The sequence below is a fragment of the Pseudomonas sp. Sample_21 genome, assembly GCF_004307525.1.
Taxonomy (GTDB): Bacteria; Pseudomonadota; Gammaproteobacteria; order Pseudomonadales; family Pseudomonadaceae; genus Aquipseudomonas; species Aquipseudomonas atacamensis.
The window spans coordinates 1-26520 of the sequence record NZ_RCNZ01000062.1 but is presented as its reverse complement, the minus strand read 5'-3'; the positions used below and the strand labels follow the sequence as shown (position 1 = coordinate 26520).

Sequence of the window (26520 nt, the reverse complement as noted above, 5' to 3'; positions counted from 1 at the left end):
ATATATTTAACCGGTTAGTTCAGGGGAGCGGTTCTCGGGATTGGCCGCAGGATGTGTGGTAGGACAAGCATCCGGACCAATTGGTTCAACCTGAATTGTTAAGAGGCCGGCATCATGCCTCAAAATTGCCAGATCATTGGCGTCAATTCTGTGACAAATATTGAGCCGGGTAAAGGCGTAATGCCAGCACCAGTTGTCAGAAATGCGGACTGGTTGGAAAACTTTCCAATCCTTCCGTATCGCTGCCCGTTTTCGCATGCACATCTGTTGATGTCCGAAGACCTCAGAACGTGCATGCTATGCGGCTCGCTATTCTTGATCCCTATGTGCACAGGATAGTGGCAATTTGCCGATTTACTAGAGGCAGGACCCGTCGGAGGGCGTTTACAGGATGGATGGCAAGCTTTTTTACCTTATGGGGCCGTCCGGTTCGGGCAAGGACAGCCTGATCGATGCATCGCGTGAGCCACTGCGTGCGTTGAACTGTGAAGTAATGCGTCGGGTGATTACCCGCTCGGCGGAGTCCGTCGGCGAAGATGCAATCGGCGTGACCCCTGAAGAATTCGAACGGCGACAGCACGCCGGCGCTTTCTCCCTGGCCTGGCAAGCCAACGGCCTCTCCTATGGCATTCCAAGGGAAATGGATGAATGGTTGCAAGCAGGCCGGCACGTACTGGTTAACGGCTCAAGAGCGAACCTGCGTCAAGCAATGGAGAAGTATCCAACCCTGGTGCCGATTCTGCTGACAGTCAACGATGAGGTCCTGCGCAAGCGCTTGCTCAGCCGTGGTCGGGAGACCCCTGAGCAAATCGATGCGAGGCTGGCTCGCAATGCGTTGTTCAAAGACCGAAGATCCAGCGACAGCCCCGTTCATCAGATCGACAACTCTGTTGACCTCGCTATCGCGGTCTCTTCGTTATTGGAATTGGTTCGGCTCAACGCAGAACCGGATCGAACTTGATCTTGCGCCCTGCAATCAGCGCCAGCACAAACAGCACCGCAAACACGCCACAGCCAACCAGAGGCAAGGTGACTTCCGTCTCCTCGAACAGCGCCAGATGGGTAACGCCACTCAGTAAAGCGAGGATCAGAAATCCCGTCGCTGATTTGGACATGTTGTACTCCTGAAGATTTTTCAAAAAACCAGACGTTCGGTGGTTGGCGCCGAGGCTAGCTCAGGCTCGCTGACCATTTGTGTAGAAGCGTCGCTGCGATCACTCAACACGGCCCACTGCGGCGCTTTCTGCACTTGCAAGTAATGCGGCATGCGCTGCGCCACTGGCTGCTCAACGTCAGCCTTGGGAAAAAAATGTGATCCGAGCAAGACAGCCAGAGCCGCTGCGTTTGCAAGCAAGAGGGTGCTGTTCATGGCACGACGCTCCAAATTGTTCTTTTTGATAGAACAGGCATAGCAGCCGCCGTGCCAACAGTGTAACGGCTGATAAGTCCTTTAAAAACAAGGGTTTGGTATGTTTTTTCCGGCGACGCTGATTGCAATCTGCAATGACCGCATTTCCGCGCAGTGCAAATTGCCCGGTAAAAGTTCCCGCAATCTTCCAGGGCGCTTGCCTACACTTAAAAAGCCCTACGGACGACATGACAAAACAGGGGCTGGCCGTTAACATGCACGCCGTCTGTCGCGCCGCATACAGCCCGCGTCAATCAGTGTCTCAGTAGCTCAATTGGATAGAGCATCCCCCTCCTAAGGGGAAGGTTGCAGGTTCGAACCCCGCCTGGGACACCACCTCTTCAAAAAACAAAAAGCCCCGTCGCACTTACTCGTGCGGCGGGGCTTTTTGCGTTGGAGCGCTGGCGAGCTTTACAGCAACTCCGAACGGCGCAACGCCTCGATGGTTTCAATCAGGTCGTCGTACGCCACCGGTTTACCCAGATGCTGATCGAACCCGGCTTCACGGGACTTCTGCATGTCGCTCTGAGTGCCATACCCGGTGAGGGCGATCGCCGGTACGTTTTTCACCAGCGGCAGCTTGCGCAGGGCAGCCATCAGTTCATAGCCGGTCATGACCGGCATGCCGAGGTCGGAGATGATCAGATCGAAGCGCCTGCTCTCAGCGGCTTTCAGCGCTGCCACCGGATGATCGAAGGCCGTTACGTCGGCGTCTTCCATCTCCAGCAGCAGCTTCAAGGTCTCCAGCACTTCCGGCGAGTCGTCGACCAGCAGAATACTCAAGCCATCGAGCTTGCCGGAAACCGGTTCAACCTCGGCTGTTGCAGCGGTTTCTTCGACATCAGTCGACAGCGGCAGGCGAACGGTAAAGGTACAACCGGCGCCCAGCCCCGGCGAAGCAACCTTCACCGTGCCGTGCTGGGCTTCGGTCAGTTGCCGCACCAGTGACAGGCCGATGCCCAAGCCTTCACGTTGATGGTTGGTGTGCTGTTTTTCCGCCTGGCCGAACAGATCGAAGACATGTTCGAGGTTTTCCGCAGCGATGCCGACGCCGTTATCCTTGACGTCCAGTTGCGCCATTTTCCCGCTCTTGCTGGCGATCAACTCAATGCGCCCGCTCGGTGGTGTGAACTTCAAGGCATTGTTGACCAGATTCCAGATGATCTGCTCGACCCGTGTCGGGTCGGCATGAATGATCAACGGTGCTTCAGGCAATTGCAGATCGATCCGCGTGGCATGCTGCTCATTGAGCACTACCGTGTGGATGTCACGCAGAACCGCGCTCAGATCGACACGCGCCAATTGCAGTTTGAGCTTGCCGGTGCGCACCCGTGCTACATCAAGCAGGTCGTCGATGATCCGCGCCTGACTGTTCACCGCATCGCAAATGGTGTTGACCGCTTTGGTCGCCGGTCCGGCGGTGCGGATCATTGGCAAACGGCGCAACAGTTCGGCGTTGAGCTGGATCAGGTTGAGCGGGTGCTTGAGTTCATGGGACATGACCGCGAAGAACTCATCACGCAGGGACACCGTATTGCGCGTCTGCGCCAGTTCCTTGCTCTGTTCATCCTGCTGGCGCTTGTGCCCGGTCAGGTCGCGGGCGATTTTCACATAGCCTTGCAAGCGGTCGCCGCTGAGCCGGGTGACCTCGCCGCTGCAGAAGAAACGGCTGCCATCCTTGCGCACATGCCAGCGCTCATCCTCCGAGCGCCCGTGCTGACGAGCCGTGGACAATTCACTTTCAGCCATGCCGGCAGCACGGTCTTCGGCTGTGAAGATGAAATCGTAGTACTGACCTTCGGCCTCGTTTTTGCTGTGGCCAAAGATCAGTTCAGCGCCTTTGTTCCAACTGGTGATCGCACCCATTTCATCGAGGATGATAATCGCGTAGTCACGCGTACTCTCAGCGACCAGACGCATGCGTTCTTCGCCCAGGCGCAGCTCTTCCTCGGCTTCGCGGCGTTTGCTGATGTCGATGAAGGTCAGCACGGTGCCGTCGATGTGGTCTTCGCTGGAGCGATAAGGCAGCAAGCGGGCGATGTACCAGCGGTTATCGGTACTGTTGACCTCGCGTTCGATCATGTTCAGCGATTCGAACACTTGCGCCGCGTCCTCGGTCATCGCCGGGTAATTCAGGCGATGGGTGATATCCAGCAGTGAACGGCCGGTGTCTACCGGCAGCATGCTGAAGATATCGGTGGCGCGCGGCGTGAACCATTTGATACGCATGCTGCGATCGACGAACACCGTAGCAATGTCAGTAGAAGCGATCAGATTGGTCAGATAATCGTTGATCTTGTCGGTTTCTTCGACTTTGGTCTTCAGCTCGTAGTTGACCGTCAACAGCTCTTCATTGATTGACTGCAACTCCTCCTTGCTGGTCTCGAGCTCTTCGGTGGCCGAGCGCAGTTCTTCGTTGATCGCCTGCATCTCCTCGTTGGAAGCCTTGAGCTCTTCGCTGGAGATTTCCGACTGTTCGATGGTGTCCTGCAAATGCAATTTGGTGCGTTGCAGCTCACGTTCCAGATTCGAGAGCACTTGGCTTTCAGTCTGCAGCACCGTGGTCAGCGCCTGCTCGTGCGCGTCGATCTCCGTTTCATCGAAGGTCACCAGCACGCACTCGCTGTCGAAGTCGTCGTCCTTGTACGGCTGCGCAATCAGCGTGATGCGGTACTGACGCTCCTCGCGCTTGAGCAGCACTTCACGCGAGCGCACGGTGAGGTTGCTTTGCTGCACCTGGAACAGCGTCGTGCGAATTTCCAGGCGCAGTTCCGGCAGGATCAGCGTCAGCAGGTTGCGTGACAGCTCGCCGCCGACATGCCGCAGGAAGCGCCCGGCGGCTTCGCTCATGTGAAGGATATCGGCGTTGGTGTCGACGATGATGCTCGGCGGGGCGAAGCGTTCTATGGCGCGGCGGTGGATATCGGCAAACGACAGCTTGACAGGCTCGATGGCTTTCGATGGCGGTCGGGAAACGCTGGTGCGCATGTAACCGCCACGCGGCATGGTCGGGGTGCGGCGGCTGTTCGCGGTGCCGGTCTTGGCGCGGAAGATGCGGTTGCGCTTGTCCACGGGCGCGAACAGTTCATGGCAGGCATCGGCGCTTTCCGAAGTGCCGAGAAACAGGAAACCACCCGGTCGCAGGGCGAAGTGGAACATCTGCAGGATTTCCCGCTGCACCTCGCGATCCAGGTAAATCAGCAGATTGCGGCAAACGATCAGGTCGATCTGCGAGAACGGCGGATCGGACAACAGGCTGTGCTTGGCGAACAGCACTTTCTCGCGGATTTCCTTGCGAATCCGGTAATGCTCATTGTCCTTGACGAAATAATGCCGAAGGCGTGTTGGCGGTACGTCGGTGACGATGGCTTGCGGATAGGTGCCGGCGCGGCCAGTGGTGATCGCGCGTTCGTCGATATCGGTGGCGAACACTTGCAGGTTGGCCTTGCTGCTTTGTACCTGCATCTGATCATCGAGCAGGATCGCCAGGCTGTAGGCTTCTTCGCCGGTCGAGCAGCCGGCAGACCAGATGCGCAGTTCTTCTTTTTCCGACGAGTCGGCAACCGATTGCACCAGTTGCGGCAGCACATCGCGCTCAAGGGCTTCGAAGGCTTCGCGGTCACGGAAGAAGTTGGTCACGCCGATCAGCATATCGCCGAGCAGGGCCTTGGATTCTTCCGGGGTATTTTGCAGGTAGTCGTAATAGGCGCCGAGGTCAGACTGGCTGGTGACCTGCATGCGCCGCTCGATGCGGCGCAGCACGGTGGCGCGCTTGTAGTGTTTGAAATCGTGACCGGTGCTGCTGCGCAGGTACAACAGGATTTCATGCAGGCGTTGTTCGGCGATCGACGCTTCGTGTTCGTTTGCAGGCTTCAAGGCTTTCAAGTCGGGATCATTGGCGCTGGGTAATTTGATGTTCTGAGAGTTGCGCCACAGCTCCATCAGTTTCTGCGGCATCTCGACCACTGGCAGTATCAGATCGACCATGCGCGTCTCGATGGCGGCACGCGGCATGCCGTCGAACTCGGCGTCTTCCGGCACTTGCACCAGCGTCACGCCACCCTGTTCCTTGATTCGCGACAAGCCCACCGCACCATCGGAACCGGTGCCTGAAAGCACCAGGCAAAAAGCCCGCTCGCGATGCACATCGGCCAGATCGCGGAAGAACAGGTCGATGGCAGTGTGGCGCGCTTGCGGTGAGCCAGCGGGGCTGACGCGCAGGTAGCCGTCATTCATCGTCAGCGAGTGCGCCGGAGAAATCACGTACACGCAGTTCTTTTCGATCGGCACCGGCTGCGTCACTTGCAGCACCGGCATGCGCGTCGATTCCTGAATGATCTGGTCGGCGATGCTCTGGTGATCGGGCGACAGGTGCAAAATGATCACGAACGCCATGCCACTGTCCTTCGGCATATGCTCGAAAAACAGCTTGGTCGCTTGCAGGCCGCCCGCCGAGGCGCCGATGCCCACCACGGGGAAATTCAGGTGGCTGGGTGTCAGGTCCTTGCGTTCGGGCGCAGAGGGCGAGGCAGGGGTTTTCGAGGTCATCACTTCGGCCTTTTTTGTGGCGGTACAAGCGTATCGCGGACGTCCGGGGGCGCAGGTAATTGAGCAGAATAAACCTCATTTGCGAATCTGCCTGCACTTTTGAAGGACAAATGTGCTGCCTGTGTTTTTGACATCCGGTGATTGGCAACCGTGCCGATTAATTTTCCGGTGTGATGATCGGTGGTCAGTCGTCGTTGATTTCGACTTTGCCAAGGCTCCCACTGACCTCGGTTACATGCCGACGGCCGAAGACTTCGTAGGTAGTCCCGCTGGCCTCTACGCCCGGCTTGCGCACGGCCAGTTGGGCGAATAACCCAGTCTTTTCGCTGTAACTGCCGAACCAGTCAATCAGCGCCCCGATGTAGCAGTCGCCGCCGATCATTACCGGCAAATCGGTGATCTTTTCGATGGCGTAGTGCCCTGGACCGTAGCTGTAGTAATCGTCTTCGCCGGCGCCCGTCGGAGGAAAGGGGCAAAGGGGCGCGTCAGGGTTTGAGCCCGATGCGACTTTCGTTGCCTGAGTGATGGCGTGGTCGAGTGCCGCGCGCAAATCCGCTTCGAGCTCATAGGTACTGGTGCCGTCTTCCGTATGTTGCGTGGTTGGCACTTGCAGGGAGTAAGCGTAACGCACAGACACCGTCGGTACCTGACGGTTGATCTTCAGCGGATTGAGCAGGTACAGATTATCGACACCATAGGCGCCGTTTCGGTAAGCGGCATAAATTCTGTCGTGAAGCCTGATCCAGCTGATTGCCTGATTAGCGCCACGGTCGTTGGTGTAGAACAGCGAGCTTTCCGGCTCGACCGATCTTTTGACGAACCGCTCGCCCGTGCGGCGCCAGGTTTCCACGTAGGTGAACAAGCCGGTGCCGCCTGCGTATGTGTCGACGATAAGGTCGCGCTGGCCATCATTGTCCAGATCCAGCAGTGCGTAAGAAGTCCGTCCGGTCTCGGCGGCGCCTCCGATGCTTGAGGCTTTCAATGCTTGCCACTCATCCTCGCTCACGCCTTTGGGACGCGACTTGGGGAAGTTGGTTTGCTCGCCGTAACTGTCGACTGGATCGCCCGCGAACGATGTCTGCGAAGACTCCAAAGCCCGTGCGGCCAAGGCATGTTCCAGCGCAAATTCCGGGTGGTTTTTGCTCTCGGCACGAATGCTTTCCTGCAGATCGTTCATCGCCTGAAGATCCACGGCGTCCGGCTGCCACATTGCGGCTTGCGTCCACTGTGCCTGCAATGCTTGCAGGCGCTGGCGGTAGCTGCCATCCAGGCAAGCGACATCGACTGCGCAGGCATTGCGGGTTTTTAGCCAGGCGCGCTGGGTGCGCTTGAGCTCAGGTTGCGTCGCTGTGGCAGATGTCATCAGTTGGCGATACAGCGTGCCCATCTGCGCGTCGAGCTCATAAAGCGGTTTATTCGCGCAAATCGTGTTTTCCACGTCGTTCGCCGCTTTGGTGCAGTCCATTGCCGCCGCACTCATTGGCTGGATAAACAGCAGCAAAAAGGCCGACAGGATGTAGCGTCCCTTGATGTACACGATTCAGTCCCTATGAAAATCCTTGAGCAGGCGCGCAGAGTAATACTCCAGGCAACATTCTTGAAGCACCACCCTCAGGCCCGGGCATTTTTGGCCGATAACCCGAACGGTGAGTTCAGACTCCAGCGAAATCGCTTGATGGCGCATGGCCTCCAGCTATCATCTGCGCGCCTGAAATCGCCTCGGTTCGTTTTCTTCAATTGCCTGGAAATCCTCGATGTCGTCGTATCACCAAAAAAGCTTTCTGATCGTCGATGATTTTTCCGATTTCCGCAGTTCCGTGCGTTCGATGTTGCGTGAGCTCGGCGTCAAGGATGTCGATACTGCCGACACTGGCGAGCAGGCGCTGAAGATGTGTTCGCAGAAGTCTTACGATTTCATTCTTCAGGACTTCCACCTCGGCGACGGCAAGAAGAACGGCCAGCAGGTGCTCGAAGACCTGATGTCGGAAAAGCTCATCAGCCACGAAGCCGTTTTCGTAATGGTCACCGCCGAGACCAGTCAGGCGATGGTGCTCAGCGCGCTGGAGCACGAGCCGGATGCGTACCTGACCAAGCCGTTCAACCGTTCCGGACTGGCCCAGCGCCTTGAGCGTCTGGAGCAACGCAAGACCTTGCTCAAACCGATTCTGCAAGCCCTTGATCGCGGTAAGCCGGTCGAGGTGCTCAATGCCTGTATTGCCCTGTGCAAACAGGACATCCGCTATTCGCCGCTGTGCCTGCGCTACCGCGCCGACGCCCTGCGCGACATGAACCAGAACGAAGCGCTGGAGCGGCTCTACGACGGCATCATTGCCGACCGGCCGTTGCCGTGGGCCTTCGCTGGATTGGGCAAGTTGCTGTTCAAGCGCGGGCAGGTGTCGCAGGCCAAAGAGGTCTATGAAAAGGCCTTGAAAGTGTTCCCGATGATGCCGGCGCTGTATGACGGCATGGCCGATGTGCTGGTGGCCGAAGGCGACAGCAAAGGCGCGCAGCGGGTGCTCGAAGAAGCGATTCGCCTGTCGCCGCTGGCGGTGCGCCGTCAGGCGCTGCTCGGCAAACTGGCGATGGCCAACGAAGATTTCGAAACCGCCTCGCGGGCTTATCGTCAGGCCGTGGCGCAGGGCGCACAGTCGCGTTTCAAGGACCCGGAAAGCAATCTCGGCCTGGCGCACGCGCTGATCAGCAAGGGCAGCGATCGCGGCCTCGACACGCGCACGCGGCTGGAGATCAACACCACTCTCAGTGCCGTGGCCAAGGAGAACCCGAGCGATCCCGGCCTGCAAATTCGCGCGCGGCTGATGAAGGCCACCAGCCTGTTGCTCAACGACGCCGAAACCGCCGACAAGCTCACCGAACAAGCACTGATGCGCCTCGATGGCATGGAGCAATTCATGAGCCCCGAGGCGGCGTTGCTGGTGGCCAAGCAGTTGCAGATGCTCGGTCAGGCCGAGGCGGGCACTTCGATGCTCAAGAGCTGCGCAGAGATCTACGGTGATGACCCGGCGGTGATGAAAGACATCGCCAAGCTCACCGACGATCCGACCATTCTCAGCTCGAGCAACGCTGCGGCCGATCTCAACCGCCAGGGCGTGCGCGTGTACAAGACCGGCAATCTGGTCGAGGCCCGCGAGGTGTTCCGCAAGGCGCTCAAGCTGCAACCGAAAAACATCAGTATTGCGCTGAACCTGGCCCAGTCGCTGCTGCACGGCACCGACACCAGTATGCCGTCGGCGGAGCTGGAAGAATGTCGGGCCTGCCTGAAACTGGTGGGCCTGATGCCCGACACCGACGCGCGGTTTGCGCGTTATCAGAAGCTGAAAAGCAAGGCGTTTGGCGAATGAACCCAATTGATCCGGCGCTGGATTTTTCCACGGTGATTGCCTCCACCGTTCACGACATGAAGAACTCCCTGGCCATGCTGATGCAGGCGCACAGCCAGTGGCTGGCGCGTTTGCCGAAAGAGTTGCGCGAAGGCTCGGAACAGGGCGTGATCGACTTCGAGTTCGCCCACCTCAACGGCATGCTGGTGCAGTTGCTCGGGCTGTACAAACTCGGCGTCAACCAGTTGCCGCTACAGCCGGCCTATCACGAACTCGACGATTTCATCGAGGCGCAACTGGCCGCGCATCAGGAAGTGTTTGCCAGTCGCGGCATCATCGCCACCTATGAAGTCGATCCGTTGAGCCCGCTGGGTTTCTTCGATCGCGAGCTGATCGCCTCGGTGCTCGGCAACTGCATCAACAATGCGATCCGTTACGCCCGCGAGTCGCTGCTGATTACCGTCAGCGACGAAGCCGGGCAACTGGTGCTGAGCATCAACGACGACGGCGACGGCTATCCAGCAGAGATGCTTGAGCGTCAGGCCGATTATGTCCAGGGCATCAATCACAGCAGCGGCAGCACCGGCCTCGGTCTGTATTTCGCCAATCGCATCGCCGCGCTGCATCAGCGCAACGGCGTGGAAGGGCGCACCGAAATCAGCAATGGCGGGCCGTTGGGTGGTGGGGTATTCAGCCTCTACCTGCCCTAGGTCTGGTGTAGGAGCTGCCGAAGGCTGCGATCTTTTGATTTTAAAAAGCAAGATCAAAAGATCGCAGCCTCGTTGCACTCGTCAGCTCCTACGGCTCCTGCACAAGATCGGGATTTTTGTGGGCGCTGCTTGATATTCCGAACAGCCGCAGCCTATTTTGTCCGGGTCGCCGTTCGCGGCTCGCACAACAACAAGGATTGCGTCATGACAACCGATGGCCAGGGTTCACTCGCGCAGCGATTGACCGGCATTGATGAGATTGAATGTGTCACCCCGGATCTGAACGGTGTGCCACGGGGCAAGGTGATGACCGCCGAGGGTTTTCTCGAAGGGCGGCGTTTGCAGTTGGCGCGGGGTGTGCTGTTGCAATGCATCATGGGCGGCTATCCGCCGGCGCGGTTCTACGGCAGCGATGACGGCGATCTGGCGCTGGTCGCCGATCCTGCGCAGATTCACCGTTTGCCCTGGAGCGACGAGCCGCGTGCCATGGCGATTTGCGACGCCGACGAACTGAGCGGGGGGAGCTCAAGTCTCTCGACCCGTGGTCAGCTCAAAGCGGTCATCGCCCGTTACGCCGCGCACGGTCTGGCGCCGGTGGTGGCGACCGAACTGGAATTTTTTGTCTTCGCACCGAACACCGATCCGAGTCAGCCGTTCCGTCCGCCGGTCGGCCTCGACGGCCGTCGCGAGGACGGCCAGTCGGCGTTCAGCGTCAGTTCCAACAACGGTCTGCGGCCGTTCTTCAGCGAAGTGTATAAATGCATGGCCGCCCTCGGCCTGCCGCGCGACACCTTCATGCATGAGATGGGCGTCAGCCAGTTCGAGATCAATCTGCTGCACGGCGACCCGCTGCTGCTGGCCGATCAGACGTTCCTGTTCAAGCACCTGCTCAAGGAGGTCGCGCTCAAGCATGGCCTGAGCGTGGTGTGCATGGCCAAACCGCTGGCGCATACGCCGGGCAGCTCGATGCATATTCACCAGAGCATCGTTGAGATCGGCAGCGGCAAGAATGTCTTCACTGACTCGAACGGCGAGCCGACGTCGATGTTCCGCCACTTCATCGGCGGGCAACAGGCAGGCCTCGCCGATTTCACCGCACTGTTTGCGCCCAACGTGAATTCCTATCAGCGCCTGTGTCATCCGTACGCGTCGCCGAACAATGCCTGCTGGTCCCATGACAATCGCGCCGCCGGCTTGCGTATTCCCGCCAGCTCGCCGGTCGCACGTCGGGTCGAAAACCGCTTGCCGGGCGCCGACGCCAACCCTTATCTGGCCATCGCCGCCAGTCTGGCTGCGGGTTTGCATGGCATCGAGCAGGAACTGGAGCCGAGCGCGGCAATCCAGGGTGAGTTCGCCGTGCCGGATAATCTGGCCTTGCCGTGTACTTTGCACGCCGCGCTGGAGCGTCTGAAACGCAGCCAGTTGGCGAGGGAACTGTTCGGGTCGGAGTTCATCGAAGGCTACATCGCTTCGAAGACCATGGAGTTGACCAGCTTCTTTGATGAAATCACTCCCTGGGAGCGCCGTGTGCTGGCCGCCCAGGCCTGACGTATCGCTGCTGCCGGGCTGTCGTTCTGACCGCCCGGTATTTACTGCAAGGAGCCGCTCGGAACGCCGATGCGCCAAATCTGGAAATCCTTTCGAGCGCTGTATTTCGCCTCGCTGATGATGTTGATCGGCTCAGGCCTTCTTTCTACTTATCTGGCTTTGCGTCTGGCTGCCGACAACGTCGACGGGCTGTGGGTCGGTGCGCTGATGGCGGCCAACTATTTCGGTCTGGTGCTGGGCGGCAAGATCGGCCATCGCCTGATCGCCCGGGTCGGGCATATCCGTGCCTACTCGGCGTGTGCCGGGATCGTCGGCGCGGCGGTGCTCGGCCATGGACTGGTGGACTGGCTGCCGGCGTGGCTGGTGCTGCGGACGATCGTCGGTCTGGGCATGATGTGTCAGTACATGGTCATCGAGAGCTGGCTCAACGAGCAGGCCGACGCCAATCAGCGTGGGCTGGTGTTCAGCGGTTACATGATCGCCTCGTATCTGGGCCTGGTGCTGGGCCAGCTGATTCTGGTCATGCACCCCGGCCTCGGCCTGGAACTGCTGATGCTGGTGGCGCTGTGCTTTGCCCTGTGTCTGGTGCCGGTGACGCTGACCCGACGGATTCACCCGGCGCCTCTGCACCCGGCGCCGATGGAGCCGCGCTTCTTTATCAAGCGTGTGCCGCAATCGCTGAGCACGGTGCTCGGCGCCGGTCTGATCATCGGTTCGTTCTACGGTCTGGCGCCGCTGTATGCATCGCAACAGGGGCTGACGACCGAGCAGGTCGGTCTGTTCATGGGTAGCTGCATTTTTGCCGGTCTGCTGGTGCAGTGGCCGTTGGGCTGGTTGTCCGACCGTTATGACCGCGCGCTGCTGATACGCTGCTTTGCCGGGTTTCTGGCGGTGGCGGCGTTGCCGTTGGCGATCATGCCGCAGGTGCCGCTGGAGGTGTTGTTCGTCGTTGGTTTCTTCTGTTCGCTGGTGCAGTTCTGCCTGTATCCGCTGGCGGTGGCGTTTTCCAACGACCACGTCGAAGGCGATCGCCGCGTGTCGCTGACCGCCATGTTGCTGGTGACTTACGGCGTCGGCGCGAGCATCGGGCCGCTGCTCGCGGGCGTGCTGATGAAGTTTCTCGGCAGTCAGAGCCTGTATGCGTTCTTCAGTTTCTTCGCGTTGGTGCTGGTCTGGCGGATACGTCCGAAAGCGGTCACCAACCTGCACCAGGTCGACGACGCACCGCTGCATCACGTGGCAATGCCGGACAGCATGTCGAGCTCGCCGCTGGTGGCGGCGCTTGACCCGCGTGTCGATGAGCAGGTGGTGCAGGAGCAGATGGTCCAAGACCCGGCGCCGGTCACTCCTGAGCCTGAGCCCGAAGCGCAGCCGGAAGCAGTCGTTGAAACCGAACTGGACAGCGGCAATGACGATAAGCCTGCGCCGGATATCAGCGGTGGCAGGCCCTGAATCGAAGGTAAACATCGGCGCATAAAAAAGGGCAGTCCTGTGCGGGACTGCCCTTTTTATTGATCGCTGCGACTCAGAGATCGTCTTTGTCGAAACGCCGTGCTTCACGCTGCAACTGGTAAACAAAACGCTCGACGTTGCGCGCAGCCTGGCCACTGATGTTGTGGAAGCGCAGACCGGCGAAGGTGATGTTGAGTTTTTCTTCGAAATGCAGATAGCGCAGTTCGACCGATGTTGGCTGGTTGCCGAACAGCGGCGGGGCGATCAGGCGATCGTAGACCTGGCCCAGTTGCAGGCGATCAGTGATGTCGCCTTCGAAACGGAATTTGCAGCCGGTGGCGGAGATGTCCAGCAGCTTGCCGTGCAGAGGAACCTTGAGCTTTTCGCCGCCCAGTTCAACGCTGACCAGATCGGTGAGCTTCAACGCAGCGCGGAAGGCGTTACGGCGCTGGTGATAGACCACTTCGCTCGGCAGGTCGCCGGTGTAGAAACGGTCGCCGTCGGATTCTTCGATGTTCAGCGTGCCGTTGCATTCCCAGGCGATGCGCACGCCGTCATGAAAGCCTTCGACCTTGAACGGTTCGCCAGCCTGGAGGAAGCGCTCGCCGTCGCGTGGAATCATTTCGTCCAGCGCGATCGTTGCGGTTTCGCGGTCGACCTTGATCAGGTAACTCTGAAAGCGCTGGCTGCGTTCATGGAAAGTGATGATCAGCGGATCGTGGCTGTCTTGCAGCTGGCGCAGGTTGCTGGAGATTTCCAGTGGCGTGGTGAGCACCTTCGGAGGCTGCGGAGCATCATCCGCGCTTAGGGTGTTGGACACGGTTCTTCAATCTCCAGACAAAATAAGACTACGACTGGCCAGTATTTTGCCAGCATGTTGCGCAAGTGGATAGTGCAGGGCCAGCGAATGGCTCATGCCTGGCTGAGCGTTCGCGGCTTGACCGGTTTGGCAAAGGTCCCGCTGGCGTCGTACAGCGCTGGCGGCTCACCGCCGGTGAGAATCTTCAGCTGGTTGGCCGTAGTCGCCTGCTGGATCTGGATCGACTGGCCGTTCTTGATGTTGGCCGCCTGGCATTGGGCGATCAGCGCGGTCAGGGCGTCGCCCTGGGTCAGCAACTGGTCGCCAATGCTCGACTGGCTGGCCAGTTGCTCAAGACCTGTGCGATCAGTCGGCAGGTTGAGGCTGGCGAGGATTTCGCTGCGCTTGCGGCCATGCTGCTCGAGCAGAATGATCAACGCTTGCTTGGTCGCCAGAATTTCTTCCAGCAACGGCATGTCGCGACCATGCAAAGCGAGGGATTCGGTTTGCAATAACTCCAGCAATTGTTGCGCTGGAGCAAAGTCGTCGTTGATCAGTTGCAATAAGTTAGTGTCGTGCATGGCTGGCCTTGGGGTTTAAGCGTCCAAAAGCCTGGCGCCGGCAAAAGCCTAGCGCTGGGCTTCGAAGTTGAGCAGTTTGCTGGCTACACGGTTGCTGTCGACTTTATAGCTGCCATCGGCAATCGCGGCTTTCAACTCGGCCACACGGGCTTTGTCGACAGCAGGCTGATCGCGCAGCTTGTCAGTGACCTTCTGCAACTGTTGAGCCTCATTGCTGAGGTGTACCGACTCCCCGCTTTTGGCGACATTGGCCTGTTCGGCCTGGGTATTCAGCGGCGCGGAGGGGCTGTTTTCAGCGCTTTCCTTGGCGTTGCTGGTACGTGTGCTGCCGGTTAGTGACGAGGAACTGTTCAATCGGTTGAAATCGATAACCATGATAAAAAACCTCTGGGAATTTGGACGCTTGCCATGTTTTCGGCTATCCCCTGAAAAACTTTAGGCCCAATCAACCATAAGCTTGCATGCGCCGTTGCGAGACCTGCTGCGGCACAGTTTAGGGAAGCGACGGGATCGGCGCCAGTTTTCTCCACGAAGCTTTTACATGGCCACTTCGACCTGTCCCGGCGCAATCACCTGCGCCTTGATAACTCTTTGAGAATTAAGGTTTTTTACTCGAATCTGTTCTTTCATGCCGCCATTGGAGAGCGCTTCCCCCGGCATGCGTACGGCAAGGGTGCCGCTGCGCGCAGTGATCACCACCTGGTCACCCTTGCGCACCACTTCGGCCTGTTCCAGATGCACCAGTGTGATGACCTGATCGGCGACCGTTGGTCGGGTAAGTTTCTGCCCGATCGCTTCGTCGACCGAGGTCAGGAAACCCTGGTTGATCGTGCTGACGTCGCGCTCGCGCAAGGTCACATCCTGCGGCTCGATAATGCCGGCGCGTTTCAGCGGACGAGTGGTCGTCACGATCTCGCGAAACAGGCGGACTTGAGCGGGTACAAACACCGTCCAGGGCGAACTGCCTTCGCAGCGAACCTTCACCGTGACGCGGCCCAGCGGGCGTGCCGGGCTCTCCAGCGTGGCTGTCAATTCCTTGTCGCACATGGGCATGCGCATGCGCGGGTCGAGCTGGTTGACTTCGATTTCGTAGCGGCCTTCGGTTTGACTGGAAGCCAAATAGTCTTCTACGGTGAATTCAAGAAAGCCCTGAGTCACGCCGATAAGCATATCAGGCAAGGTAACCGCATCTGCATGGGCAGGACTGCCAGCAAGCAAGCAGCAAACGGCGGCCACCGCGCAAAGCCCTTTGCGAAGGGAGGATGTCAGGCGTCGGGAAAATGTCGTTTGAGCGTTCATACGAGTTAAAAAGCAAGCGCCGTGCCGTTTAGCAATGAATGTGCGTCGCAACAACACTTGGCGTTGGTGTAGGAGTCTGGGCATGGCTGGTGTAATGGATTCGGTGAACCAGCGCACGCAACTGGTAGGGCAGAATCGCCTCGAGCTGCTGTTGTTCCGTCTCGACGGGCCGCAGCTCTACGGGATCAACGTGTTCAAGGTACGGGAAGTGTTGCAGTGCCCGTCCCTGACGTTGATGCCCAAATCCAGTCCTGTCGTGTGCGGGGTAGCGAATATACGGGGAGCGACCATTCCGATCCTGGATCTGGCAATGGCAACGGGCTCCGGTGCGTTGAAAGACAAGAACAGTCCGTTCGTGATCATCACGGAGTACAACACCAAGACCCAGGGTTTCCTGGTCCGCTCGGTGGAGCGCATCGTCAACATGAACTGGGAAGAGATCCATCCGCCACCCAAGGGTACCGGTCGCGATCACTACCTGACCGCTGTGACTCGGGTCGACAACCAGTTGGTCGAAATCATCGACGTCGAGAAGGTGCTGGCCGAAGTGGCGCCGACGCCGGAAGCGATTTCGGTGGGCGTGGTCGATGTCGAGACGCAGACCAAGGCGTTGTCGCTGCGGGTGCTGACGGTCGATGACTCGTCGGTGGCGCGCAAGCAGGTCACGCGTTGTCTGCAGACCATCGGTGTCGAAGTGGTGGCTCTGAACGACGGCAAGCAGGCGCTGGATTACCTGCGCAAGCTGGTCGACGAGGGCAAGAAGCCGGAAGAAGAGTTCCTGATGATGATTTCCGACATCGAGATGCCGGAGATGGACGGGTACACCCTGACGGCGGAAATCCGCGGCGACGCACGCATGCAAAAGCTCCATATCATCCTGCATACTTCGTTGTCGGGGGTATTCAATCAGGCGATGGTGAAGAAAGTCGGTGCTGATGACTTCCTCGCCAAATTCCGTCCTGATGACCTCGCATCCCGGGTAGTCGACCGGATCAAAGCAGCAGATATCAGCTAGGGGCCTTCTGCCCCTGGCGGTCAACACGATTTAAGAGGCGGCATCATTGTCTACGGGTAATTTGGATTTCGAACAGTTCCGGGTCTTCCTGGAAAAAGCCTGTGGCATTCTGCTCGGTGAAAACAAGCAGTATCTGGTCTCGAGCCGTCTCAACAAACTGATGGAGCAGCAAGGCATCAAGTCCCTGGGTGAGCTGGTACAGCGCATCCAGACCCAGCCGCGCAGCGGTTTGCGCGAGCAGGTGGTCGATGCCATGACGACCAACGAAACCCTGTGGTTTCGCGACACCTATCCGTTTGAAGTCTTGAAGAACAAGGTACTGCCGGAAGCGATCAAGGCCAGCCCCAACCAGCGTCTGCGGATCTGGTCGGCGGCCTGCTCGTCGGGACAGGAACCGTACTCGCTGTCGATGTCGATCGACGAGTTCGAGCGCAGCAACCTGGGTCAGTTGAAGATGGGCGTGCAGATCGTTGCCACCGATCTGTCCGGCCTGATGCTCAACAACTGCAAGACCGGCGAGTACGACAGCCTGGCGATCGGTCGCGGTCTGTCGCCGGAACGCCTGCAACGCTACTTCGACCCGAAAGGGCCGGGGCGCTGGGTGGTCAAGGCGCCGATCAAGAGCCGGGTGGAGTTCCGCTCGTTCAACCTGCTCGACAGCTACGCGGCGCTGGGCAAGTTCGACATCGTGTTCTGCCGCAACGTGTTGATCTACTTCTCTGCCGAAGTGAAGAAGGACATCCTGTTGCGCATTCACAGTACGTTGAAGCCGGGCGGGTACCTGTTTCTTGGCGCGTCCGAAGCGCTGAACGGTTTGCCGGATCATTACCAGATGGTTCAGTGCAGCCCGGGGATTATTTACAAGGCGAAATAAGCGGTTTGCGGCGGTACAAAAAACGGCAGGCCCCAAAAGGCCTGCCGTTTTTTTGTGCCCGAATTATTTCCACGAACACCACGAACCCCCTGTGGGAGCGAGCCTGCTCGCGAAAGCGGTCTGTCCATAAGACAGTTGGCGCCTGACACGCCGCCTTCGCGAGCAGGCTCGCTCCCACAGGGATCTGCGCTGGCCTGGCAAGGACGGCAAGCGGCAGAAAAGCGGCATCCGGCGGTAACCGGTTGCCGCTTTTCTGGCATTGCCGCTTAGCCTGTTTGGCGCAAAGCCCCGGAATACGGGGCCTTGTTCATTTGGCACGGCGCTTGCTAAAGCTCAGATACGAAAAACCGGTCACCTGAAGGTTCCCGACATGAGCATCAGCTTCGACAAAGCGCTGGGCATTCACGAAAAGGCATTGGGCTTCCGCGCCCAGCGTGCCGAAGTACTGGCCAACAACATCGCCAACGCCGACACCCCGAACTACAAAGCGCGGGATCTGGATTTCTCCAAAGTGCTCGAAGCACAGACCGAGAAGACCAAGACCGGCGGCCACTTTGCCCTGAACATGACCAACAGCCGGCACATCGAGGCTGAAGGACTGGGCAATGGCGACGAGTCGCTGATGTATCGCACGCCGATGCAGCCTTCGATCGACCAGAACACCGTCGACGCTCAACTGGAACAGTCGAACTACGCGGAAAACGCCGTCGGCTTCCAGGCCAGCTTCACCTTGCTCAACAGCAAATTCAAAGGGCTGGTGTCAGCCCTGCGCGGAGAATAATCCATGTCCCTGTCCAGCGTTTTCAACATTGCCGGCAGCGGCATGAGCGCGCAGACCACGCGTCTGAACACCGTGGCCTCGAACATCGCCAACGCCGAAACCGTTTCGTCGAGCATCGACCAGACCTACCGCGCCCGTCACCCGGTATTCGCCACCATGTTCCAGGGCGGCCAGGCTGGCGGCAGCAATTCGCTGTTCCAGAACCAGGACGCGGCCGGGCAGGGCGTGCAGGTGCTCGGCGTTGTCGAAGACCAGAGCAATCTTGAAGCGCGCTACGAGCCGAACCATCCGGCTGCCGACGCCAAGGGCTACGTCTACTACCCGAACGTCAACGTGGTGGAAGAAATGGCTGACATGATTTCTGCGAGCCGCTCGTTCCAGACCAACGCGGAAATGATGAACACCGCCAAAACCATGATGCAGAAGGTACTGACCCTCGGTCAGTAATAAGGGGCGACTGCCATGAGCGTTACGGATACCACCAGCAGCCTGAGCATGAACGACATCCTGGCCAACTCGTCGAAGAAGGCCAGCAGCACTACGTCGGGCGGCATCGCTTCGGCGACCAACAGTGCCACCGGCGGCCAGGCGCTGGGCAAGGATGCTTTCCTGCAATTGCTGGTTACCCAGCTGAAAAACCAGAATCCGCTCGACCCGCAGGACAACAGCGCGTTCGTTGCGCAACTGGCGCAGTTCAGCAGCCTTGAAGGCATTACCACGCTGAACTCCACCGTCAGCGGCCTTGCCGGCAACTACAACTCGTCGCAGGCATTGCAAGCGTCGTCGCTGGTCGGTCGCAACGTGATCGTGCAGACCAACACCGCCCAGCTCGATGACCCGAGCAAAGGCCTGACCGGTTCGGTCACCGTGCCTTCGTCGATTGCCGGCGGCACCGTGACCATCACCGACAAGGACGGCAAGACCGTGCGCACCATCGACCTGGGCAGCCGCGCTGCCGGCGATGCCAGTTTCACTTGGGACGGCAAGGACACTGCCGGCACCGTGGTTCCGGTCGGCACTTACACGTTCAAGGCCAACGCACCGATCAACGGCACCGCGACCGACCTGGCGACCTACCTGCCGGCGACCGTCAACAGCGTGACGATCAGCCAGACCGGTGGCGAGCTGATGCTCAACCTGGCTGGCAAGGGCACCGTCGCCCTGTCCAAAGTACAAACCATTGGTATATAGAGCCGACTAACCCGGCATAAAGGAGTGGAATATGTCTTTCAATATCGGCCTTAGCGGTCTCTATGCAGCCAACAAGCAATTGGACGTGACCGGCAACAACATCGCCAACGTCGCCACCGCCGGTTTCAAATCCTCGCGGGCAGAATTCGCAGACGTGTACTCGGCCACTCGTTTGGGTACCGGTACCAAAGTGATCGGCAACGGCGTGCGCCTGGCCAATGTGTCCCAGCAGTTCACCCAGGGTGACATCAACAACACTGGCAACGTGCTGGACATGGGGATCAACGGTTCCGGCTTCTTCACCATGAGCAACAACGGCTCGATCTCGTACACCCGTGCCGGTACGTTCAAGGTCGACGACCAAGGTTTCATTACCAATACCGACTACACCTCGCGTCTGCAGGGTTACGGTGTGGATGCCAATGGCAAGATCATCAACGGTGTGCTGACCGATTTGAAGATCGATACTTCGAACCTCGCGCCGAAATCCACTTCGGCGGTGACCTCGAGCATCAACCTGAATTCGTCGGCACCGAAAATCATCGATACTGGCGCCACTGCCGTCGTGTTCGATCCTTCCAAGCCTGAGACTTACACCAAGTCCTTCAGCACGCCGATCTATGACACTCAGGGCAACTCGCACGTCATGGATCAGTACATGGTCAAGACCGGCGACAACGTCTGGAAGGTCTACACTCTGGTTGATGGTCGCAACCCGGACGCTACCGGTACCAACCCTGTCACCACGCCGCCGGTGGCTTCGACGCTGACGTTCGACAGTTCAGGCAAACTGGTTCAGGTGAGCACGCCTAACCCGGCTGATCCGACTAACCCGATCATTAGCAGCGATCTCACGTTGAAAAACTGGGTGCCGGGCACCGTGACCAATGGCAACTTCACGCCTAATGGCGCAGCGGCGAACCCGAATGGCGTGACCATTTCCATGGCCAGCACCACCCAATACAACGCCGACACCTCACGCACGATCCCGACTCAGGATGGTTACGCTACCGGCCAGATCACCAACCTGACCATCGACGGCACCGGTACCCTGTTCGCTAACTTCAGCAACAACCAGAACAAGGCCATCGGCCAGGTCGCATTGGCCAGCTTCACTAACGAGCAAGGTCTGCAAGCTGTCGGCGGCACCAGCTGGAAGGAAACCTTTGCTTCGGGTATCCCGGGTTATGACGCTCCGGAAACCGGCACGCTGGGCTCCATCCAGTCCAACTCGCTGGAGGAGTCGAACGTCAATCTGACCAATGAGCTGGTTGATCTGATCAAAGGCCAGAGCAACTATCAGGCGAACGCCAAGACCATTTCGACGCAGAGCACGATTATGCAGACCATTATTCAGATGACCTGACATTGATGTTTTGTAAAAAGCTGTAACGCAAAGCCCCTCTTTGAGGGGCTTTCTTGTTTAATGCGCAGCACCGGGCCAGTCATGCTTGACGAACCCGTCTCCTCGAGCCGGTTCATTTGCCTGCTCGCGCAAATCCGGGCCCCAATGAGCGGCTGGCCCAACTGCTGACAAGGACGCAACGATTCATGGTTTTTTCCTCTCGCTTGCGAATTGCGTTCGGAACGCTGTTCGTGACTGCTCTTCTGGTCTGGGTCTCGTGGGGTAATCAATGGGGCGTCGCGCCAAAGAAATACCTCACCGCGACCGTCGTCATCGAAGACATTGAAGAAACCGTGTTGGCCAGCGGTACGGTCAAACCTTTCCAGCAAGTGAGCGTCGGTGCGCAAGTCAATGGACAACTCCAGAGCCTGAAGGCGGGGCTGGGCGATACGGTGCACCGAGGTCAGTTGCTGGCTGAAATCGACCCGTTGCTACCTCAGAATGAACTGCTCAAAGCGCGAGCCGCATTGCTCAGTGTGCGGGCGCAGTACAAGGCCCGACAGGCGATGATTCGCCAGTACCAATTGGACTTTCGTCGCAAGCAAAGCCTGGTGGCCAGTGAAGCTGGGTCGCGTGCCGATCTCGAAATAGCCGAGGCGCAACTACAAAGCTCGCGCGCGGAATTGGCTTCCTTGGCGGCACAGATTTCCCAGGCAGAGATTGAAATCAGGATCGCCGAAGTCAATTTGGGCTACACGCGTATCAGCGCACCGATGGACGGGGAGGTTATCGCCGTAGTTACCAGACAAGGCCAGACGGTCGTGTCAGCACAGAGTGTTCCGACATTGCTGATTCTTGCCCGGCTGGACCGTATGACGGTCGAGGCTCGGATATCGGAAGCCGATGTAGTTCGAGTCAAGCCTGGTCAAACGGTGTCGTTCAATATTCTGGGCGATCCAGACCGACGCTTCACAAGCTATATTCGTGCAGTTGAACCGGCGCCCGAGTCCATTGCCCGGCAGGAACAGTCGCAGGGAGCGAGCGGCTCGACTGGCGGCGGTGCAGACGCAGCGGTTTATTACAATGCGCTGTTTGACGTGCCGAATGACGACCGTTCGCTACGTCCCTCGATGACGGCACAGGTCAGTGTTCTGCTTGAATCAGCACAGAAAGCCACCACGGTCTCGGTGGCCGCGCTGGGTCGGCGCGCCGCTGACGGCCGCTACGAAGTGCGCCGAATGACAGGGGGCCAGCCGCAGACAGTGCTGGTCACAACCGGATTACGCAATGACCTTAACGTTCAGGTGCTGGAAGGGCTCAAGGAGCATGACGAGGTTGTCATCGGCGAAGAGCCGGAGCCGCAATGAACAGCTTTAACGAGCCTGTGCGCTCTGCGTCAGATCCGATAAAAGAAGCACGCTCTGTCATACCGCTGTTATGCCTGGAGGACGTGCAGCGTTGGTTCGCTGATGGCGAGGCGAGGACGCAAGTACTTCGTAATGTGAATCTGACCATTGGTGCCGGTGAAATGGTGGCCATCATCGGGCCGTCCGGTTCCGGCAAGTCCAGTCTGATGAACATTATCGGATGTCTGGACCGCCCCTCTGCCGGTCGCTACTGCATCAATGGCGCCGACGTCTTCTCAATGAGCAGCGATGAGCTGGCGACGTTGCGACGCGAGCACTTCGGCTTCATTTTTCAACGTTTTCATTTGCTCTCGCATTTGAGTGCGGCAGCCAATGTGCAGGTTCCGGCGATTTACGCCGATCAGCCATCTACCCTGCATCGGCAACGAGCCGAAGAGCTGTTGCAGCGGCTTGGATTAGGGCAGCGGATGCACTATCTGCCAGCGCAGCTTTCCGGTGGTCAGCAGCAACGAGTCAGCATTGCCCGTGCATTGATCAACGGCGGCCCTGTGATTCTGGCCGACGAACCTACCGGTTCGCTGGACTCGCGCAGTGGTGAAGAGGTAATGGCGATCCTGCGCGAGCTGCATCGCAGCGGTCATACGATCATCATCGTGACCCATGACTTGCAAGTGGCGCAGTGCACCGCTCGCATCATCGAAATTCGTGACGGCGAGATCGTCGCAGATCAGGTGAATGCTGGCCGCAAACTTGTTCAGAGGCCGTCCGGCGAGCCCGCAAGCAAATCGCAGGATCAGCAGCGCGAGCCAGTGGCGGCGGTGCAATGGCGACGTTTGCGCGAAGCCTTCAAGATAGCTTGGGCTGCCTTGTGCAGTCATCGCATGCGCACGTTGTTGACCATGTTGGGGATCATCATCGGCATTGCCTCGGTGGTTTCGGTAGTGGCGCTGGGGCAGGGTGCTCAGACTCGAGTATTACGTGACATCAGTACCATGGGCACGAATACAGTCGATGTGTATCCAGGCAAGGACTGGGGTGACGAGCAGGCGAACTCGATACGAACATTGCAGCCAGTAGACTTGCAGATCATTCAGGCGCAGCGCTGGGTCGACAGCGTTTCACCGATGGTCAATGCCAGTCGGACGATCCGCTACCGCAACGTGCATGTCAGCGGCACCGTCAATGGTGTTGGTCAGGATTATTTCCAGGTGATGGGCATCCGCATGGTTCGAGGGGTAGTGTTCAGTGCCAGCGATGCAGTGCGTCGCGGTCAGACTGTGATCATTGATCACAACACCAGAAAACGATTGTTCAAGGACTGGGAGGAAGCGCTGGGCCAAGTGATTCTGGTGGGCGGGCTGCCTTGCACGATAGTCGGAGTCATGGAAAATCGCGATGACGGTTTTTCAGGACCGAGCCTTCAGGTTTATCTACCCTACACGACGGTGATGAGTCGTTTGCTTGGGCAGAGCCATTTCAGTTCCATCAAGGTTCGGCTCAAGGATCAAGTTGTCAGCGCCGCGGCGGAACAAGCGCTGCAGGCGCTATTGGTGGCGCGGCATGGGCGCGCCGATTTTTTCCTCAGTTCCAGCGACAGCATCCTGAAAATCATACAGAAAACCACAGATACCCTGACCCTGCTGATTTCCGCCGTGGCGTTGATTTCGCTCATGGTGGGAGGTATCGGCGTGATGAATATCATGCTGGTATCGGTTACTGAGCGAACCCGGGAAATAGGCCTGCGCATGGCCGTCGGCGCACGGCGTGCGGACATCTTGCAGCAATTTCTGATCGAGGCGGTGCTGGTGTGCCTGCTGGGGGGGCTGCTAGGCGTCCTGTTGTCTTTGCTGGGCAGTCAGGTATTTGGCTATTTCGTGCAGACGATCGTGATGGAGTTCACTGCGCTGGCGATGATTTCAGCCTGTCTGTGCTCGCTTCTGGTGGGCGTTCTGTTCGGCTATATCCCGGCGCGCAATGCCGCCAGACTTGATCCGATTCAGGCGTTGTCCCGCGAATGACGCGCATCAACTTCAACAGTGCCTGGGCATTGCTGTTGCCTCTTTGCCTGGGCGGCTGTGGCACTTTGTTGCACAGCGATTATCGGCAGCCGGAAGTCCAGACACCCGCTTTCTGGTTCGGTGACATCGCGCACGAACGCTCATTGATTACCAAGGCGCGATGGTGGGAAATTTTTTCCGATCAGTGCCTGAGCACGTTGATCGACGACGCACTGGTGCGTAATAACGATTTGGCTGTTGCTGGCCTGAGGGTGCGCCAGGCCACACTTCAGGCAGGACTTACAGGCACTGATATCGCGCCGGATCTTGATGTGGGGGCGGGGGCGGATTGGAGTCGTGGCCTTCATCGCGGCAATTCAAGTCAGCGTCGATTTTCAACCTCTTCATCGGTGCGTTATGAGATCGACTTGTGGGGGCGACTGGCGAGCGCGCGCGATGCTGCACAATGGGCATTACTGGCGACTGACTTTGATCGACGCGCCAGTTCTCTGAGCCTGGTCGGTAACACCGCGCGCTTGTATTGGCGAATTGGTCTCTTCAATGAACTGGCCAGTTCGGCGCGGGAAAGTATCCGCTACGCCGAGCAAACTTTGCATTTGGTGCAGGCCCAACATCGAGTTGGCGCGGCAACTGGGTTGGAAGAGGCGCAAGCCGAACAGGTGTTGGCCACTCAGCGTGCTGTGCTTAGCGATTATCTGCAGCAACTTGAAGTGGCGCGCAATGCGCTGGCTATCATTTTCAATCAGGCGCCCGAGCATCGCTTTTCCGAACTTGAAAAATTACCATCGTCGCCCTTGCCTGATGTACCGGCAGGCTTGCCTGCCGAATTGATTGCTCGGCGCCCCGATCTGCAAGCTGCGGAATGGAGGTTGCGGCAAGCGCTGTCAAACTATGATGCAACGCGTGCCAGCTTCTACCCAACTTTCTCGCTCACCGGCAATTTGACAACTGGCGCAAGTCAGCAGTTACGCCAAGTACTCAGTAATCCGGTTGGCTTATTGGGCGTTGGCATTAGCTTGCCGTTCGTTCAATGGAATGTTCGAAAGTACACAGTTGGCCTGTCTGAAGTGGACTATCAGGTAGCGGTTATCGAATTTCGGCAAGGACTCTATAGCGCTTTGGCGGAAGTCGAAGATGCGCTGTCGGCACAAGTTCAGCTAGCTGAGCAGGGAAGGCGACGTGAGCAGGCACTGGCGGCGGCAACCCAAGCCGAAGGATTGGCCGAGATTCGATATCGCAGCGGGCAGACGGGTATAAAAGAGTGGCTGGATCTGCAAGAAAGTCGTCGGGCGGCGCAAATTTCTCTAGCACAGAATCGCTTCGAGCGTCTTCAGGCCCAAATGACATTGCACCTGGCGCTAGGTGGAGGCTTTGCGCCTTGAGCGGTTGCCTAAACTTTATCAATGGAAGTTTTATCGTTAAGGAAGACGCCGTGATGGCGCGTTTGGATTAACCACTTTGCTTTTTTAGTTGGTCCATTTATGCAACTATCGTTGTATGTTTTTTTGTGCCTGGTTGCACGGTTTTTAAGTATTTAATAGTTAGATAGTTACGTTGTTCTGATCTTTTGAGTGTTGTTATTGATTGCGCGGTGGCGTAAGGTTCGCCCTCTTTCGTCGAGTCTTTTGATGATTGATAAGTGCTGGGTTTCGGCACTTCTAATATCGTTTCTGCTTGAGTCGGCAAGATGCTTGTCTTGCGCTGTTCGTGTTGGAGACATTCACGTGAAATGGAGATCGTTATGTCGCTGCGTATGGGTTTTGGTCTGACTTTGGCCGCAAGTTTGTTGCTGGGTGCTGTAATCGCTCAGGCGGCACCGGCTTCCTGGTGGTTGTATGAGTCGGCTTCGACCGGCCGCACTATGTGCAGCAATGTCCCGCAAGCCAGCGGCTGGGTCCGCGTGGCAGGTCCTTTCAATAACGGCGGTTGCCGCCGTTAAGCACTGTTAAAGACTCTTTCAGTTGAGGAGTCTTTTTGCCGGTTCGTTAGAGCCGCAGTGTTTCAGGAAAAAAGAAAACCCCCGACAAACAGCAAGTCTGTCGGGGGTTTTCTTTTTTCTCGAGATATCAGGCGTCTCGCAACGCCTGATCTCAGCTCAGCTTATTGGCAAGCTTCGCAATCCGGCTCGTCAATCGCGCAGGCCTTTGGCACTGGCGCCGGACCTGCCGGAGCGGCCAGGACCGAATCGTCGCCGTGGTTGCCGCCGCTGGAAACAGCGTTCAGCTTACCGGTGTTGATGGTCGACT

Annotated in this window: 23 protein-coding genes and 1 tRNA gene; 16 read left to right on the top strand and 8 right to left on the bottom strand. The window is 58.3% G+C overall.

Annotated features, from left to right (window positions below; genetic code table 11):
• Nucleotides 1-391: 391 nt before the first annotated feature.
• Nucleotides 392-961 (top strand): phosphonate metabolism protein/1,5-bisphosphokinase (PRPP-forming) PhnN, encoded by a 570-nt coding sequence (phnN, locus tag D8U71_RS10290; protein WP_122746821.1) that lies wholly within the window; start codon nt 392-394, stop codon nt 959-961.
• On the opposite strand, the gene D8U71_RS10285 is transcribed toward phnN, so the two are convergent.
• Entirely contained in the window at nt 936-1115 is a 180-nt protein-coding gene (locus D8U71_RS10285; RefSeq protein WP_016773599.1) for a PA3371 family protein, read from the bottom strand. The genes phnN and D8U71_RS10285 overlap by 26 nt on opposite strands.
• 20 nt (nt 1116-1135) lie before the next feature.
• Entirely contained in the window at nt 1136-1369 is a 234-nt protein-coding gene (locus D8U71_RS10280; protein WP_122612073.1) for a hypothetical protein, read from the bottom strand.
• Nucleotides 1370-1667: 298 nt separating this feature from the next.
• Between D8U71_RS10280 and D8U71_RS10275 the strand changes: the two genes are divergently transcribed.
• A tRNA-Arg gene (locus D8U71_RS10275) sits at nt 1668-1744 on the top strand.
• 75 nt (nt 1745-1819) lie between these two features.
• On the opposite strand, the gene D8U71_RS10270 is transcribed toward D8U71_RS10275, so the two are convergent.
• Together D8U71_RS10270 and D8U71_RS10265 are read right to left on the bottom strand one after the other, a co-directional pair.
• Nucleotides 1820-5956 carry a CheR family methyltransferase gene (locus tag D8U71_RS10270; protein WP_130887714.1) on the bottom strand — a complete coding sequence of 1379 codons (4137 nt, stop codon included), beginning with the start codon at nt 5954-5956 and terminating at the stop codon, nt 1820-1822.
• Between the two features lie 184 nt (nt 5957-6140).
• Nucleotides 6141-7493: a lysozyme inhibitor LprI family protein gene (locus tag D8U71_RS10265; RefSeq protein ID WP_130887713.1), complete on the bottom strand. Its 1353-nt coding sequence runs from the start codon at nt 7491-7493 to the stop codon at nt 6141-6143.
• A 217-nt stretch (nt 7494-7710) separates the two neighbouring features.
• On the opposite strand from D8U71_RS10265, the gene D8U71_RS10260 reads away from it, so the two are divergent.
• The 4 genes from D8U71_RS10260 (at nt 7711) to D8U71_RS10245 (ending at nt 13004) form a co-directional block, all read left to right on the top strand.
• Nucleotides 7711-9315, top strand: a complete 1605-nt coding sequence (locus tag D8U71_RS10260) for a tetratricopeptide repeat-containing response regulator (RefSeq protein ID WP_130887712.1) — start codon at nt 7711-7713, stop codon at nt 9313-9315.
• A complete protein-coding gene (locus D8U71_RS10255; protein WP_125917239.1) occupies nt 9312-10004 on the top strand; it encodes a HAMP domain-containing sensor histidine kinase in 693 nt (230 codons plus the stop codon). The genes D8U71_RS10260 and D8U71_RS10255 overlap by 4 nt, the downstream gene beginning before the upstream one ends.
• 306 nt (nt 10005-10310) lie before the next feature.
• Nucleotides 10311-11552 (top strand): glutamine synthetase family protein, encoded by a 1242-nt coding sequence (locus D8U71_RS10250; RefSeq protein WP_177434896.1) that lies wholly within the window; start codon nt 10311-10313, stop codon nt 11550-11552.
• 69 nt (nt 11553-11621) lie between these two features.
• Complete coding sequence (locus tag D8U71_RS10245; RefSeq protein ID WP_071173273.1) at nt 11622-13004, top strand: MFS transporter; 1383 nt, start codon at nt 11622-11624, stop codon at nt 13002-13004.
• 73 nt (nt 13005-13077) lie between these two features.
• On the opposite strand, the gene D8U71_RS10240 is transcribed toward D8U71_RS10245, so the two are convergent.
• From D8U71_RS10240 to flgA, 4 genes are all read right to left on the bottom strand, one after another.
• Entirely contained in the window at nt 13078-13824 is a 747-nt protein-coding gene (locus D8U71_RS10240; protein WP_041479276.1) for a flagellar brake protein, read from the bottom strand.
• Nucleotides 13825-13916: 92 nt separating this feature from the next.
• Nucleotides 13917-14384: a flagellar protein FlgN gene (locus tag D8U71_RS10235; RefSeq protein ID WP_016773608.1), complete on the bottom strand. Its 468-nt coding sequence runs from the start codon at nt 14382-14384 to the stop codon at nt 13917-13919.
• A 48-nt stretch (nt 14385-14432) separates the two neighbouring features.
• Nucleotides 14433-14759, bottom strand: coding sequence for a flagellar biosynthesis anti-sigma factor FlgM (flgM, locus tag D8U71_RS10230; protein WP_016773609.1), 327 nt, complete (start codon nt 14757-14759; stop codon nt 14433-14435).
• A 162-nt stretch (nt 14760-14921) separates the two neighbouring features.
• On the bottom strand, nt 14922-15683 hold the full coding sequence (gene flgA, locus D8U71_RS10225; RefSeq protein WP_083387045.1) for a flagellar basal body P-ring formation chaperone FlgA: 762 nt from the start codon (nt 15681-15683) through the stop codon (nt 14922-14924).
• A gap of 82 nt (nt 15684-15765) precedes the next feature.
• Here flgA and D8U71_RS10220 point away from each other — a divergent pair, with 82 nt between their 5' ends.
• The 10 genes from D8U71_RS10220 (at nt 15766) to D8U71_RS10175 (ending at nt 26213) form a co-directional block, all read left to right on the top strand.
• Entirely contained in the window at nt 15766-16698 is a 933-nt protein-coding gene (locus D8U71_RS10220; RefSeq protein ID WP_016773611.1) for a chemotaxis protein CheV, read from the top strand.
• 46 nt (nt 16699-16744) lie between these two features.
• Complete coding sequence (gene cheR, locus D8U71_RS10215; RefSeq protein ID WP_016773612.1) at nt 16745-17572, top strand: protein-glutamate O-methyltransferase CheR; 828 nt, start codon at nt 16745-16747, stop codon at nt 17570-17572.
• A 370-nt stretch (nt 17573-17942) separates the two neighbouring features.
• Entirely contained in the window at nt 17943-18353 is a 411-nt protein-coding gene (flgB, locus tag D8U71_RS10210; protein ID WP_016773613.1) for a flagellar basal body rod protein FlgB, read from the top strand.
• Between the two features lie 3 nt (nt 18354-18356).
• Nucleotides 18357-18800, top strand: coding sequence for a flagellar basal body rod protein FlgC (gene flgC, locus D8U71_RS10205; protein ID WP_016773614.1), 444 nt, complete (start codon nt 18357-18359; stop codon nt 18798-18800).
• 15 nt (nt 18801-18815) lie between these two features.
• The gene (gene flgD, locus D8U71_RS10200) at nt 18816-19544 is read left to right on the top strand and encodes a flagellar hook assembly protein FlgD (RefSeq protein WP_016773615.1); all 729 of its coding nucleotides are present in this window, start codon (nt 18816-18818) and stop codon (nt 19542-19544) included.
• 31 nt (nt 19545-19575) lie between these two features.
• On the top strand, nt 19576-20910 hold the full coding sequence (flgE, locus tag D8U71_RS10195) for a flagellar hook protein FlgE (RefSeq protein ID WP_125926494.1): 1335 nt from the start codon (nt 19576-19578) through the stop codon (nt 20908-20910).
• A gap of 185 nt (nt 20911-21095) precedes the next feature.
• Nucleotides 21096-22256 (top strand): efflux RND transporter periplasmic adaptor subunit, encoded by a 1161-nt coding sequence (locus tag D8U71_RS10190; RefSeq protein ID WP_125926495.1) that lies wholly within the window; start codon nt 21096-21098, stop codon nt 22254-22256.
• Entirely contained in the window at nt 22253-24274 is a 2022-nt protein-coding gene (locus tag D8U71_RS10185; protein WP_130887710.1) for a MacB family efflux pump subunit, read from the top strand. The genes D8U71_RS10190 and D8U71_RS10185 overlap by 4 nt, the downstream gene beginning before the upstream one ends.
• The gene (locus D8U71_RS10180; RefSeq protein ID WP_130887709.1) at nt 24271-25656 is read left to right on the top strand and encodes an efflux transporter outer membrane subunit; all 1386 of its coding nucleotides are present in this window, start codon (nt 24271-24273) and stop codon (nt 25654-25656) included. The genes D8U71_RS10185 and D8U71_RS10180 overlap by 4 nt, the downstream gene beginning before the upstream one ends.
• 359 nt (nt 25657-26015) lie before the next feature.
• Nucleotides 26016-26213 (top strand): hypothetical protein, encoded by a 198-nt coding sequence (locus D8U71_RS10175; protein WP_232245600.1) that lies wholly within the window; start codon nt 26016-26018, stop codon nt 26211-26213.
• Nucleotides 26214-26520: the final 307 nt, after the last annotated feature.